This window comes from Marivita cryptomonadis (assembly GCF_002115725.1).
In the GTDB taxonomy this organism is placed as follows: Bacteria; Pseudomonadota; Alphaproteobacteria; order Rhodobacterales; family Rhodobacteraceae; genus Marivita; species Marivita cryptomonadis.
The window spans coordinates 1-14,797 of the sequence record NZ_JFKD01000026.1 but is presented as its reverse complement, the minus strand read 5'-3'; the positions used below and the strand labels follow the sequence as shown (position 1 = coordinate 14,797).

11 protein-coding genes and 1 pseudogene are annotated in these 14,797 nt (G+C 55.7%); 11 read left to right on the top strand and 1 reads right to left on the bottom strand.

The window, feature by feature from the left end; genetic code table 11:
• Window positions 1-52 precede the first annotated feature (52 nt).
• The gene (locus MCRY_RS19815; protein WP_085633117.1) at window positions 53-1,063 is read left to right on the top strand and encodes a TAXI family TRAP transporter solute-binding subunit; all 1,011 of its coding nucleotides are present in this window, start codon (window positions 53-55) and stop codon (window positions 1,061-1,063) included.
• A 63-nt stretch (window positions 1,064-1,126) separates the two neighbouring features.
• The gene (locus MCRY_RS19810; protein ID WP_085633116.1) at window positions 1,127-3,244 is read left to right on the top strand and encodes a TRAP transporter permease; all 2,118 of its coding nucleotides are present in this window, start codon (window positions 1,127-1,129) and stop codon (window positions 3,242-3,244) included.
• 16 nt (window positions 3,245-3,260) lie between these two features.
• Here MCRY_RS19810 and MCRY_RS19805 read toward each other — a convergent pair whose 3' ends face one another.
• Window positions 3,261-4,034, bottom strand: a complete 774-nt coding sequence (locus MCRY_RS19805) for a hypothetical protein (RefSeq protein ID WP_085633114.1) — start codon at window positions 4,032-4,034, stop codon at window positions 3,261-3,263.
• 116 nt (window positions 4,035-4,150) lie between these two features.
• Here MCRY_RS19805 and MCRY_RS19800 point away from each other — a divergent pair, with 116 nt between their 5' ends.
• The 9 genes and pseudogenes from MCRY_RS19800 to MCRY_RS19760 all read left to right on the top strand — a co-directional run.
• Window positions 4,151-5,440 carry an NAD(P)/FAD-dependent oxidoreductase gene (locus tag MCRY_RS19800; RefSeq protein ID WP_338087110.1) on the top strand — a complete coding sequence of 430 codons (1,290 nt, stop codon included), beginning with the start codon at window positions 4,151-4,153 and terminating at the stop codon, window positions 5,438-5,440.
• 91 nt (window positions 5,441-5,531) lie between these two features.
• On the top strand, window positions 5,532-6,344 hold the full coding sequence (locus MCRY_RS19795; protein WP_085633111.1) for a flagellar motor protein MotB: 813 nt from the start codon (window positions 5,532-5,534) through the stop codon (window positions 6,342-6,344).
• A 105-nt stretch (window positions 6,345-6,449) separates the two neighbouring features.
• Complete coding sequence (locus MCRY_RS19790) at window positions 6,450-7,751, top strand: flagellar hook protein FlgE (RefSeq protein ID WP_171046025.1); 1,302 nt, start codon at window positions 6,450-6,452, stop codon at window positions 7,749-7,751.
• A gap of 26 nt (window positions 7,752-7,777) precedes the next feature.
• Window positions 7,778-9,226, top strand: coding sequence for a flagellar hook-associated protein FlgK (gene flgK, locus MCRY_RS19785; protein ID WP_085633109.1), 1,449 nt, complete (start codon window positions 7,778-7,780; stop codon window positions 9,224-9,226).
• 11 nt (window positions 9,227-9,237) lie between these two features.
• On the top strand, window positions 9,238-10,242 hold the full coding sequence (locus tag MCRY_RS19780; protein ID WP_085633107.1) for a flagellin: 1,005 nt from the start codon (window positions 9,238-9,240) through the stop codon (window positions 10,240-10,242).
• A complete protein-coding gene (locus tag MCRY_RS19775; protein ID WP_138487663.1) occupies window positions 10,239-11,339 on the top strand; it encodes a flagellar basal body P-ring protein FlgI in 1,101 nt (366 codons plus the stop codon). The genes MCRY_RS19780 and MCRY_RS19775 overlap by 4 nt, the downstream gene beginning before the upstream one ends.
• A 30-nt stretch (window positions 11,340-11,369) precedes the next feature.
• The gene (gene motA, locus MCRY_RS19770; RefSeq protein WP_085633105.1) at window positions 11,370-12,236 is read left to right on the top strand and encodes a flagellar motor stator protein MotA; all 867 of its coding nucleotides are present in this window, start codon (window positions 11,370-11,372) and stop codon (window positions 12,234-12,236) included.
• Window positions 12,229-13,950 (top strand): hypothetical protein, encoded by a 1,722-nt coding sequence (locus MCRY_RS19765; protein WP_085633103.1) that lies wholly within the window; start codon window positions 12,229-12,231, stop codon window positions 13,948-13,950. Before motA ends, MCRY_RS19765 begins: the two co-directional genes overlap by 8 nt.
• A 69-nt stretch (window positions 13,951-14,019) precedes the next feature.
• Window positions 14,020-14,797 (top strand): annotated as a pseudogene (locus MCRY_RS19760) (calcium-binding protein); the annotation flags it as partial.

The following is a 14,797-nucleotide window of genomic DNA, read 5'->3' as shown; positions in this document are numbered from 1 at the left end:
GGCGCTATGGTTGTCACCAGCGCCCAATAAGGGCGTACATGGGGAGGACTACATGAAACACGTCAAAACAGCCGCGCTCGCGGCGACAATTGCTCTTTCTGGCATCGCGGCGCATGCTCAGGACGAGGGCGGCAGCTATGTTCTGACAACCGCATCCACAGGCGGCACCTATTACCCGGTGGGGGTTGCGTTGTCGACATTGGTGAAGGTCAAGTTGGAGCCAAGCCAGAAGATCGGCATGTCGGCCATCAGCTCGGCCGGGTCGGGTGAGAACATCCGCCTGCTGCGTGAAAACGAAGCCCAGTTTGGCATTCTTCAGGGCCTCTTCGGCTTCTATGCCGCCACGGGCACAGGCCCGATTTCAGAGGTCGGTCCGCAAGAGAACCTGCGGTCCGTGTCCATGCTTTGGCAGAACGTCGAACATTTCGTCGTTTCGTCCGATGTCGCACCCACTGGTACGTTGTCCGACATGGTCGCGCTCAAGGGTGAAGCGATGGCGATGGGAGCTCAGAACTCGGGCACAATCGGGTCGAACCGGACTATCCTCTCGGGCTTTGGAATCGACATCGACACCGATTACGAACTCGTCTTCGGAGGCTATGGCCCGTCTGCGGAAGCGTTGCAGAACGGTCAGGTCAAAGGCATCGGTGCGCCGGGCGGTGTGCCGGTTGGCGCGATCAGCCAGTTGATGGCTTCGGCAGGCGACAGCGTGACCTTGTTGAGCCTGACAGATGAAGAAATGGCGATGGCAGATTCGGATCGTGGTCTCTGGACCCCGTACACCATTCCGGCCGGGTCTTACCCAGGTCAGGACACGGACGTGCAGACCGTGGCACAGCCGAACTTCCTTGCCACCAACGCAGACATTCCGGAAGAGCATGTCTACCAGATCACCAAGTCGATCTACGAGAACCTGCCCTTCCTGCAGGCCATCCACCCAGCAACCAAAGTGATGAGCATCGAGAGTGCCATTGCTGGCCTGCCGCTTCCGCTTCACCCTGGTGCTCTGCGCTATTACCAAGAAGTCGGCTTGGACATCCCGGATCGCCTGATCGCCAAGTGATCCACACGAATACGACCAGCCCGTGTACGGCACGGGCTGGTTTCCTGATGTTTGGGTGGGACAATGTCAAATACTGAAGAAGACGAGGACGGAGGGCGCCTTCGTTCCTTCACTGGGCTTGCGGACAAGACGCTTTCGATCATCTGCTTCGTCATCGCTGTCGGACATATCTACGTAGCCTTTGATCCGGTTCTGTCCGAACTTCAACGCAACGCGTTTCACTTTGCGGGCTTCGCCATGTTGGCGGCACTGCTTTATCCGATGTGGCGCGGATCGTCTGGCAAGGCTACGCCATTGGCCTTGGATTTCGCATTGGGGCTTTCGGTAGCGGTATCCGCTGTCTGGCTCGCGCAGGCAGAAAACGCGATTTATGACCGGGGTGTAAAGTTCTCGACCGCGGATTGGATCGCCGCCACCATCGCCATCATCGGCGCAATCGAACTGACACGGCGCGTTGCCGGTATCATCATCCCGATGCTGATCATCCTTTCTCTTAGCTATGTGGCCTATTGGGGAAAGTTCGTTGGAGGGGTGTTTTCTTTCCCTGGGCTGAGCGCAGAAACCGTCGCGTTTCGATCGATCTATGGCGATGACGCCATGTTCGGAACCATCGCGCGAATTTCGTCGACCTATGTTTTCCTGTTCATCATCTTCGGCGCCTTCCTGCTGCGTTCGGGGGCTGGCGAGTTCGTGATCAACATGGCCCGCGCTGTTGCGGGCAAATTGGTGGGCGGACCGGGCATCGTGGCCGTCATTGCGTCTGGTCTCACGGGCACGATTTCGGGGTCTGCCGTAGCAAATACGGCGTCAACAGGCGTGATCACCATTCCGCTGATGAAGCGCGCAGGGTTTCAGCCGAAATTTGCAGGTGGTGTTGAGGCGGCCGCCTCAACCGGGGGGCAGTTGATGCCGCCGATCATGGGCGCAGGGGCGTTCGTGATGGCGAGCTTTACGCAAATTCCCTACGAAACCATCGTCGCAGTCGCAGCTTTGCCTGCCTTGCTTTACTTTCTGTCCGTTGCGTTCTTTGTGCGCATCGAAGCGCGTCGCAACAACCTCCAGCCGCTCCCGGATGAAGGCCAGACGCTGGGCTCGGCCTTCAAGGAAGGTGGTGCGAGTTTCATCATCCCGATCTGTACACTCATCGGATTGTTGGTGGCCGGTTTTACCCCTACGTACGCGGCGGTCTTTGGCATCCTAGCCGTGATTGGATCCAGCTGGCTGACCAAGAACCGTATGGGCCCAAAGGCGGTGTTTGAAGCCTTCGTGATGGGATCAAAAGGCATGGTCCTGACGGCGGTTCTGCTCTGTTCGGTTGGCCTTGTGGTGAACGTGATCGCGACCGCAGGGATTGGCAACACGTTCAGCCTGATGATCACCAGTTGGGCGGGTGGAAACATCTTGATTGCCTTGATTCTGATTGCGCTCGCCAGTTTGGTTCTTGGTATGGGTCTGCCCGTAACAGCGGCTTATATTGTTCTTGCAACACTCTCGGCCCCGGCGCTTTCGGGTATGATCAGCGACCAGTTCGTGATCGCACAGCTTGCCGCTGGAACGATGCCAGAGGCCGCGAAAGCGGTGCTGATGTTCGGCGTGCCTGATCAGATTGAACTGCTCAGTCGCGAAGTGACCCACGCCGAGGCTGTAGGATTGATCCGGTCACTGCCGCTTGAGATCGCGGCACCGGTGCGTGACCTTGTGGTGCCTCCTGCAGTGGCCACCAGTGCGCTTTTGTCAGCTCACATGATCATCTTCTGGCTATCGCAGGACAGCAATGTGACGCCGCCTGTGGCTTTGGCCGCGTTTACCGCTGCTGCAATTGCCAAGGCCCCGGCGATGGCCACTGGTGTGGCAAGTTGGAAACTGGCCAAAGGTCTTTACATCATCCCGGTGCTTTTTGCCTACACGCCATTCCTGTCGGGGGATTGGCCGGCGATGATCCAGGTCTTCTGTTTTGGGGCGATTGGGGTCTATGCGCTGGCTGGGGCGCTGCAGGGATGTATGGAAAAGCCGTTTGGCTGGGTCATGCGAGGGCTTTGCCTTGTATCGGGGATTGCGACCTTGTGGCCTGAGGCTTTGGCCATCAACCTCGCCGGTGCAGTGGTGACCGTTGCCATATTGGCTGCCAACATCCGCTTTGGGAAAACGCCCCCAATGACGACCGTGCCCGCATCGGCATAAATGGCATCGGGTCCGATTACGAATAGGCGCAATCGGGCCCGCGTTCCAATGGTGTGTCGATGGTGATTTCGGTTGGGATCCAATCAAAGATCGCAAGAGCCTGTCCGCTGTCAAACCCGACATAGAGCGTTCCGGTTTCCGGTTGCAGCGCTACACCTTCGGCGTCGAACCCGTATTCCGACAATGGCGTGACTGACAGAACGCGCCCATCCGGAGCAAGTTCGAACAGACTGTTCAAACCTTCGTTGTCGTCCACGACCAGAATATTGCCTGAATAGGGATCACGCGTCACACCCTGCGGCTCTGTCATCGGAGGATCGAAGCTGTCGCCGTACAGTTCCATGAGTACCGTGCCGTCCGCTGCGATCCGCAGCAACCGCGACGGATCGTCTTCGACAACAAGAAAGCTGCCATCAGCATCCCGGTGCAGCCCTTCGGTGTCATAAAGAGTCTCGCTCAGACGAAAGGGTGCGTCCAATGCGCGGCCGTCCCGATCAAACCGACGGAATTCGCCCCAGCCACTTGCCACGAGTATGCTGTCTTCTTCGACCGTCAGGCTGCGCACGGACCGCATTCCGGTATCGAACCTTCGAATTTCATTGCCGAACGTGGACAGTAGGACCACTTCGTTGCTCTCATTCGCGACCCAGATTCCGCAGACAAGCGCGTCATAGGCAATGCTGACTGCACGAAAGTCGGGGATCGTTTGGCGGTGGAAAATCTCGGCCTCTGCACTGCTTGCGCAGCATGTCGCCAGAGTCAGTGTTATACCTGTCAGTATTTCGCGCATGATAACGTCCTCCGCGCTTATAAAAGCTGATCCCCCCGTGCCTGATTTCAAGCCATAAAAATGCATTGCGCAGGCATGATTGAACGTTCTGGAACACGCCACGCAGCCATGTCATCGTGCGTCCACGCCACGTAAGAACCCGCGATCCAAACAGGATGTCCCATATGACCAAGCATGTCATTGTTATCGGTGCCGGAATTGTCGGTGTCTCGGCCGCGATTTGGCTACGGCGTTTAGGGCAGGATGTGACGGTGGTTGATCGGGATGGTCCCGGGATGGGGACGTCGTTTGGCAATGCCGGGCTTCTGGCCGCCTGTGCGATGGTTCCGGTGACGACGCCCGGTCTGATTACCAAAGCCCCCAAGATGCTGTTTGATCGGGATGCGCCGCTTTTTCTGCGCTGGTCTTATTTGCCGAAACTTGCGCCTTGGTTGGTCAGATACCTGATGCACGCCAACGATAAGGACACACGCCGCATTGCGTCGGACCTGACCGAGATCACTGCGGATACTGTGGATCAGCATTTTGCCCTGACCGAGGGTCTGGCTGCTCGGTCGTATTTGCGTAAAAGCGACTATGTCTTTGCCTATTCCGATCGGGCAGAGTTCGAGAAAGACCGCTATACGTGGGACCTGCGCCGCGATCACGGGTTTGTCCCGACACTCATTGAAGGCCCCGAAGTGCATGAGTTCGATCCGTCTTTTGGTTCGAAGATCAGCTGTCTTGCCGTGGTCAAAGATCATGGTTTTGTGACCGATCCGGGGAGTTATGTCGCCGCGCTTGCGCAGGATTTCCAGAACATGGGCGGAAAGATCGTTACAGCGACCGTCGAAGACATCGACACCCAAAGCGGCTCCGTTCCAAAAGTGATCACATCGCTTGGCCCGCTTGAGGCGGACAGTGTCGTTCTTGCATCTGGCGCTTGGTCCAAATCGCTGATGACGCGGCTCGGTCTGAACGTGCCTTTGGAAAGTGAGCGCGGCTATCACATCGTCATGAAGAACGCGACTGGAGGTCCAAAGGCCCCGTCGATGATTTCATCGGGCAAGTTTGTCGCGACACCCATGCAGATGGGATTGCGCTGTGCCGGAATCGTCGAATTGGGGGGGCTTGATGCAGGCCCGTCCGAGGCCCCGTTTGATCTCTTGCGGCGCAAGATTGCCGAGGCGTTTCCACAGCTTGAATTCGATCATGAGGAAACGTGGATGGGTCACCGGCCGGCAACGACGGACAGCCTGCCGCTGATTGGTCAAATTCGACAGACCGGCGTGTTCACGGCGTTTGGTCATCAGCATGTGGGCCTGACGGCTGGGCCTAAGACAGGACGTCTTGTTGCGGGGTTGATCGCGGGACAGCCGACCAACCAGAACTTGACGCCGTTCTCACCGCACCGGTTCGGATCGTGACTGTTCCCGGCAAACACCTCGATTTTTAGGCGTTAACGCTGGGTTTACGCCCATTTGCTAAGTCAGATGCGGGGCGTAAGGAGAGTAGGGTATGGCGACCGACAGAAATGTCGCGCCAGTCATTATCAAGAGGAAGAAAGTGATCGTCGCTGGCGGGCACCATGGTGGTGCCTGGAAAGTCGCGTATGCCGACTTTGTAACTGCGATGATGGCCTTTTTCATGTTGATGTGGCTGTTGAACGCAACAACGGAAAAGCAACGCAAAGGCATTTCGGACTACTTCAGTCCAACCGCGCCGATAAGCCGGTTGTCCAGTGGTTCTGACGGAATGTTCATGGGCGAAAGCGTGTTTGCATCTGACGTTTTGCCTCGGATGGGGGTGGGTGCCAGTTCCTGGCAGGAACCGCCAAGCACGTCCTCTCAGGATTCGGACGCACAAGATCAGAACAGTCAGTTCAAGGAAGTTCAGGATGTGCTTTTGGGTCTGAGTGGCGAAAGCATGCTGGAAGACAGATGGCTGCGCCACGTGGTGACACGCGTTACGGACGAAGGGCTGGTTCTCGAGTTCTTTGATGCAGAGGACGACCCGCTGTTCACCAATGGTGCGGACCCCACAAAACTCATGCGCGAAATCGCCTATTCGGTGCGGGAGGCAAGCAAGCTTTTGAAGAACGATGTGGCGGTCGAAGGGCATGTTGCGACGGTTCCGGTGATCCGCCTTGACGATCCAACATGGGATTGGTCCGCCGATCGTGCTTTTGCTCTTGCTGATCTGTTGGTTGGGTTTGGGTTCGAGGCTGAACGTTTGCGAAGAGTGACGGCGTATGGAGACCGTGAACCGGTAGTCGACAATCCGATGGCTGCGCGAAACAACCGGATCGAGCTTGTTTTCCTGCGCTTTTGATATGTGAGCGCGGGAAACTGGGTCAAATTTTAGACGTTAGGCTGACGTTAAATCGCGCGCCTTACTGATGTGATCAGAACAAGTATCACACCAGAAAGGCGTTTCATGTCGATTTCTTCATCTCTCAGCGCAGGCGTTGTCGGTCTGGCGTCGCACGCAACCCGTCTGGCTACGATTTCCGACAACATCGCAAATTCGCAGACTCCCGGATACAAAAGGGTCGAAGCGAACTTTCATTCGATGGTGGTGACATCGGGTGGCGGGACGTACACGGCCGGCGGTGTCCGAACAACGACGCAGCGATACATCGACCAAGACAGCGCGATTACCACTACATCGAATTCAACGGATTTGGCTGTCAGCGGTCGCGGCTTCCTTCCTGTTGCGCAAGCGACTGAAGTGATTGCAGGGTCTGAATCGCCCCAAATGTTTCTCACCACGACAGGGTCGTTCCGCACGGATGCCAACGGATATCTCCGAACAGCCTCTGGGCAAATCCTTTTGGGCTGGCCCGCAAACCTTGACGGAAGCATTCCCAACTACCCCCGCGCAACAAGCGAGGCGTTGGAACCCGTGCGCGTAAACGTCAATCAGTTCAGCGGGGAACCAACAACCCGGATCGAATTGGGCATCAACCTGCCGGCAACCGAAACCGAAACCGGTGCACTCGGAACACCGTTGACACAATCAATCGAGTATTACGACAACCTTGGACGGGCAGAAACACTGGAATTCACCTTCACACCGGTTGTCCCGGCAACGGGAACATCAAACCAGTGGAGCCTTCAAATTGTGGATAGTGCCGACCCTGCCACGGTGATTGGCGAATACGATTTGGAATTTGACGATGCCCGCACCTTGGGGGGTACCTTGCTTGGGGTCACGGACGTGACCGGTGCGCCGTATGATCCCGCAACCGGTATTCTGACGATTGCCGCGCCAAGTGGGCCTATCGACATCAATATCGGCCGTCCGGGATTGAATGAAGGGTTGTCACAGCTCTCAGACATTTTCGCGCCGTTCAACGTGAGCCGTGATGGTGCCCCAGTGGGCAAGGTGACGTCAGTCGAAGTGGACGAGACCGGTTTGGTCAATGCCTATTATGACACCGGAACAACGCGAACGCTGTACCAGGTTCCGCTTGTGGATATCCCGAACCCCAATGGGATGGCTGCTGTCGGCAGCCAACTCTACATGCCCACGCCTGAAAGCGGCAGTTTCTTTCTCTGGGATGCTGGCAATGGATCGACCGGCGATATCCTGTCCTTCGCGCTCGAGGAATCTGCAACTGATATCGCCAATGAATTGACGGAATTGATCCGAACGCAGCGGGCTTATTCCTCGAACGCCAAGGTGATCCAGACTGTTGACGAAATGTTGCAGGAAGCAACCAACATCAAACGCTGATTGCGTGAAACCATAAGGACACTTTCATGTCTCTCTCCGGCGCTCTTTCAAATGCGATGAGCGGACTGGTCGCGAATGCGCGTGCCACAACTGTTGTTTCGTCCAACATCGCCAACGCTCTCAATGATCATTACGGCAAACGAGATGTCAGCCTAGCAGCCAATGCCATCCAAACCTCAGGGGGTGTCGTCGTCGCCCAAGTGACGCGCCACTCAGATCCGATCCTTGCATTTCAAAAGCGCATGGCGTTTGCAGATCATTCCGCCAATGTGGCGCATGCGGCCTTCCAGTCCAGGTTTGAAAACCTGGTTGGAAGCATCGACACCACCGGGTCCATCGCCGAGAGGCTGACGCAGTTTGAGACCGCTCTTATATCCGCCGCCTCCGATCCGTCTTCCCAGACGCGCCTGCGCCATGTGTCATTTACCGCAGATGCGTTTGCATCAACATTGAGACAGGCAAGTTCCGGGCTGGATGATCTTCGATCAAACGCCGACGCCAAGATCGCAAAAGCAGTTTCCGACATAAATGCGGGTTTGCTGCAACTTGAGGAACTCAACGCGCAGATCATGACTGCAAAGTATCGCGGGCAAGACGACCATGGCTTGCGGGATCGGCGGGATGCGGTCCTCGAAGCAGTGTCCGAACACGTCCCATTGCACGTCATCGAACGCGACAGCGGGGTCATTGCCGTATTTACGGCACAAGGCCGGACACTTTTGGATGAGAAGGCCGTGACCCTTGGCTTCATAGCCAAACCGGTGGTTGCACCACATATGCGGGTGACAAATGGCCTGCTGTCCCAGCTTACAATCGGAGGCAAAGCTGTCGATATCCCGGGTTCAGGCATGTTGGGAGGCGGGTCACTTGAGGCGCATTTTCGGATCCGCGACGAATTCTCGGTTACTGCGATGGATCAGCTTGATGCAATTGCCCGTGATGTGATCGAACGCTTTGCGCCCGGTGGCCCTGATATGACACTTGGACCGGGTGATCCTGGTGTTTTTACAGACGCCGGGTTCGCGTTTGACCCGATTGCAGAGGTTGGGATTGCCGGTCGAATCCGCTTGAATGAAACCCTAAGCACTTCGGGGACTGAAACGTGGCGATGGCGGGACGGTCTCAACGCGGTTCAGCCAGCGGATGTCGGGCAAAGCGACCTATTGGGGCGATTGCAGGCCGAAGTCTCAGCGTCGCGTATTCCTGCCTCGCCTGTCTTGGGAAACACACAAAGCAGCCTTGTCGATCACCTGCATGGTCTTTCGAATGACGTGGCCGCCGACAGGCTTCGGTGGACCGATATGGAAGAAACGTCTGCAGCCCAACTCGCCGACCTTCGTCGCTCGGCTGCCGAGGGTGGCGTCAATACAGATCAAGAGCTGCAAAAGCTCATCGAGCTTGAAAAGTCCTATGCAGCGAATGCTCGTGTCGTTCAGATCGTGGACGACATGCTGTCAGAACTTCTGAGAATTTGAAGGGACACAACATGCACGCCATTGGCGATCTAGCAACATTCATGCTGTCAAAGCAGTTTCAGGCCCGTTTGCGCATGTCTGCGGAAACTGCGGCTGAAGAAGCAACAACCGGTTTGGCGAAGAACAGGATCAAGCATCTTGGCGGATCGTCATTGGCGATCTCGCTGTTGGATCGAAAGACACAGCTTCTTAAACAGCATCAACTTGGAAATGCTGAAACGGCTGTCTTTGCTTCGGCAACGCAATCAATCCTTCAAAGGGTTCAGGAACAGTCAGGGGCGCTGGCAAAGAACTTGTCGCTTGTGTCGCAGTTAAATAGCGCACCCGAGGTGAAGGCGTTGTCTGACTCGGCAGCGCTGGCGTTTGTCGACATTGTGAATGCTTTGAACGCTGATGTGGCTGGCCTGTTTCTTTTCTCGGGGGCCGCAACGAATGCCCGGCCTCTTCCATCCGGGCAGGCTCTTATGGACATGTTGCGCGCTGATATTGGCGGGCCGATCTCGGCCGATGTGGCGATATCGGCAGTCGAATCCTGGTTCAAAGCACCAAATGGCCCCTTCGAAACCACCGCCTATTCCGGATCGGCCACGGGTTTTGCGCAACGACCGATCGGCCCGGACCAGACGGTGATCTTCGGGCTTCGGGCCGACGGGGAAACGGTTCGCGACCTTTTGTCTGCGCTGGCAACAGCCGCTCTAGCGTCGGATGACGCGCTTGGACTGACTTTGACAGAACAGAAAAAGCTCTTGCTGGAAGGACACAGTGACTTGTTGAAAGCCGACCGGGCCCTCACCGAGGAGCGTGCCGGGCTTGGGCTTTCGGAAGCGATGATCGACGCCTCTCGGAATGCGACAGATATCGAACTCGACCGGGTCTCCATGGATCGTGTCTCACTATTGGGCGTCGATCAATTCGAAGCTGCGTCAGAATTCGAAGCTGCTCAACAGCAACTGGAAGTCTTCTACAGAATCGCGGCCCGCCAAAGCCGCGTGTCCTTGGCGGAGTATTTGCGGTGAAGATAACTCTTTGTGCCTTGGCTCTTTTGTTGCTGCCCAGTCTGACATTTGCACAGGGCGTACGCCTCAAGGACCTCGCCAATTTCGAAGGGGTCCGGGCCAATGATCTTGTCGGCTATGGGTTGGTTGTGGGCCTCGATGGCACCGGCGATGGCCTTAGGAATTCGCCGTTCACCGAGGATATCATGTCCAACATCCTCGAACGACTTGGCGTCAATGTCACTGGGGAACAGTTTCGCGCCAAAAACGTAGCGGCGGTGATCGTGACTGGCGAATTGCAGCCTTTTGCCCGTGCCGGTAGCCGGATCGACGTCACGGTCTCTGCCATCGGTGACGCATCCAGCCTTAGAGGAGGCACGTTGGTGATGACGCCACTCAATGCGGCGGATGGGCAGATTTACGCTGTGGCACAAGGGTCAATCATTGCCGGTGGAGTGGTGGCTGAAGGTGAAGCTGCGCGTGTTGTGCAAGGTGTTCCGACGGCAGGCAGCATTCCCTCTGGTGCCATTGTGGAACGAGAAGTCGCTTTCGAGTTCGGTCAGATGGACAAACTCACTCTGGCGCTTAAGAGCCCCGACTTTTCGACGGCCTTTCGGGTTGAACGTGCCATCAACACAGCCGTCGGTGCCAGCATCGCGACAATGACGGATTCCGGCACGGTCACTCTTGATCTTGATGCTGCTGATCGAAGATCTCCGTCCCATCTGCTCGCTCAGATCGAGAACCTGCGGATCGAACCTGATACGTTGGCGCGGGTGGTGGTCGATCAGAGATCCGGGACAATCGTCATAAGCGAAAACGTTCGGGTGTCGCGGGTGGCCGTTTCGAAAGGCAATCTGACGCTGACCGTGCAGGAACAGCCAATTGTCGTTCAGCCTAACCCATTTGCGGAAGGCGAAACAGTCGTCGTGCCGCGATCGACCGCCCAAATCGGAAATGCGCCAGCAGTCTCGTTGGCCGAAGTTCCCGGCAGCACAACGCTTTCAGATGTGATCACAGGTCTCAATGCATTGGGCATCACGCCGAACGATTTGATCGACATCCTGAAAACGATCAAGGCGGCGGGCGCGCTGCATGCAGATTTCATTGTGATGTAACCCGAAACATAGACACACAGGAACTTTGCGATGATTGCACTTGCCGGCATCACATTCACATTCGTCATGGTCTTCGGGGGCTATCTTCTGGCGGGCGGTAAACTTGGCATCATCTTGAAATCGCTTCCATTCGAAATGATGATGATCGGAGGTGCTGCGATAGGGGCCTTTGCAGTTGGCAATACGTTCGCGTCTGTCAAGCAAACCGGGAAGGACACTTTGAAGGTGTTCAAAGGCAGCCAGTGGAAGGCCGAAGATTACAACCAGCTCTTGCAGGTTCTTTACCAGTTGATCCATCTCGCGCGGAAGAATCCGGTTGGATTGGAAGCACATATCGATAATCCGCACGACTCCGACATCTTCTCGCAGTTTCCCAAACTTTTAAAAGACCACACAGCGCTTGATATCATCTGCGACACCTTACGCTCGGCATCTATGAACTATGATGATCCGATTCAGGTCGAAGAGCTTTTGGACAAAAAGATCGACGAAACGAAACACCATCTCGAGCATTCCGTGCATGGCCTGCAATCAATTGCCGATGGTTTGCCCGCGCTGGGAATTGTGGCTGCCGTGCTTGGTGTGATCAAGACGATGGGGTCGATTGACCAACCCCCCGAAGTCTTGGGGAAACTGATCGGAGGGGCGTTGGTGGGCACATTTCTTGGCGTTTTTTTGGCATACTGTCTTGTGGCGCCCTTCGCTCTCAAGGTGAAAGCCGCGGCTGATGACGACATCAACTTCTACCGCACGATCAAGGAAGTTTTTGTGTCCCATCTGCATCAACACCCGCCGAAAATGTGCCTTGAGGTCGCACGGCAAGCCATTCCTCATCAGTTTCGCCCAGCTTTTGCGACGCTCGATGAAGCGCTCAGGACATTGAAGACAAATGGTTGATTTGCTCCGCGCAACAGTTCTTGCTGGCAGCCTTTTCATTCCGGAAGCTCTTCTGGCAAATACGGGCGTGGTACGAGGAGGAGAACATGGTGACTTCACGCGCCTGACTTTTACAACTGAACAACCTGTTTTGACTTTGGAGAAGGATGAAATAGGCTCCGCCACCTATCGGCTTTTGCTGACGCCTGCCGTTACCAAACTTGACACCACACGGATGTTTGATCGGATCGGGCGGGATCGGATATCCAATGTATTGCAAACCGCCCGCGGCATTGAAATCCTGCTCAACTGCACATGCAATGCAGATGTGGTACAAGAGGGAGCGCAGCTGATCATCGTCGATATCCGCGACGACACAGAACCAGAAATACTCCAAGTGCCAGAGTTACCCTATCAGGCAGGCGCGTTTCCCAAACCATTTGACACGCGGCGGCCCGATCAAGAGCCGTTTTCTTTAGATCATTCGGTTCTGGAGCGCATAAATCGGACAGTATCTGCTCAGCTTGGAGAGATGTCGCATGTGAAAGGCTTTTCTGCACTGGCGCTTGCCTCGACCAACAGTGCAGCAGGAAAAACCAATGGGCTAATGCGCAACGTCGACATCCCGATGGTCAAGCCGCCAGACCGATGTTCTTGGTCCGACCGGATCTGGAACGATCTGCAGGACAGAACTGAAGGATCAGCGCTGTCGGCCCAAGACGGCCAGACATTAGAAGATTGGGTTGGGTTCGATGATACTTGGTCATTGTACGTTGGGTCGGCAGCACAGTTTTTATCCGAAGGTCGTCTGGAAGAAGCTCGCATGGCATTTCTGCTATCCGAGCCACCTACGGAGCGCGAAGAAGAATATGAGGTGTTCGAAAAAATGCTGATGGGTTCGGCGGATACGGGTTCGTACAGGTTCGGAGACTGCAACCCTTTTGATGATGTCCTCATCGCCACAACGCGACATCCGTTTGATGTGCCCAATCCGGTAAAACTGTCGGTGATCAACACGTTGTCCGAACTCCCCATCGGTTTGCAGGTCGTGTTGTATCCGCGACTGGAGAGTTTCGTTGAGCAAATATCGCCAAATGCGTTTCCGGAGCTCCACGCTCATCACCTCGCTGAGATCGCTTTGACTCAGCGCAAACAGGAAGAAAAAGTGGCCCCTGGCTCAAGCACTGATCCCGACGGTCTTGCAGCCTTGAGTGTCGAATTGCGGGGGACCGAACGAGAAATTGAAAGCTGGCAAGCGGCATTTGAGTCCTATCTAAACCACGAGCGGTATTTTGACGCTTTGAACGCCTTATTTTCTGACGCGCCTCTTGTGGATAAAGATCGCGAACATGCTGCCACCACTCTTGTCGATCGATTGGTGGCGGATGCAGACAGTATCACGTTTGTGCAGATCGCTCTTGCCGCAGTACCCACGCTGGAGCCGGCTCCGTCGCGCGCCGCTCTTGCAAGATTGGAGGAACGATTGGTGGATGAAGGTTTTGATGTCCCTGGACTTCTTATGGAGCAATCAGATCCACCAACTGATCAGGGGCAGGCCGACATCATTGAGGCTTGGAATAGCACGACAACAGACACCACCTTTCCCAATAGCGCTGTAGAAGACAATCTTCGGAATGATGCGCCCGTCGAAAAATGGACGGTCGCACTGGCACGGGAACGCGTTGCAGCGGCAGAGCGACTGCGTGAGGACGTGTTGGAACGTCTTTCGCGATAACAGGCAGAATGTTTTGGAAGACGAAAGGTTTTCGCTATTAACTGGCAGCACGCAGCAATTGGAGACCGCATGTTACTGAAACACGTTTCGGCTTTCCTCGTCACCTTGCTCTTGTCCGTCCTTTCGTTGGGCGGTTCTGTGCAGTCGGCAGCCGCCGAAAGGGGTATCGCCTTTGGTTTGAACGGAGTTGCCGATTGGTCGACACAGCATCCTTTCATTGACGTGATGAAGTCAGGTCGCCGGTGGATCGGCCATTTGCCAAATCAGTGGGGCGGTGTCGATTTCGAGGACATGATGGCCGAGGGTGTTTTTGATGAACACGGCTGGCCGGTGCGCATGCCAGACAATGTTACAAAGCTTGAAAGCCTCATTCTGACAGATCAATCGCCGGATGCGATACACTTAAGCGGGCGCTATGTTGTCCTATACGATGGGCAGGGTGATTTGTCCGTCTCTGGGCGTGCGCGGGTTGCAACCCGTGAACCCGGTTCTCTGGTGTTCAGTTATTCACCTGGGTCCGGGTCAGTTGGGATCGCGATATCCGCGACAAACGCAGATGATCCAATTCGAAACATCAGGGTGATCCCCGAAAAACACCTTGAGACCTACCTCGCAGGAGGTGTGTTCAATCCAGATTGGCTTGAGCGGATACAAAAGGTCCAAGTGATCCGGTTTATGGATTGGATGTTCACGAACGGCTCTCCGATCGAGACTTGGGCAGATATGCCGGACACACGCGATTTCTCTTACGGTTGGCGGGGGGTGCCGCTGACCGTCATGATCGACCTTGCCAACAGTATCCAGGCTGACCCCTGGTTCAATATCCCGCATCTTGCAGATGACGATC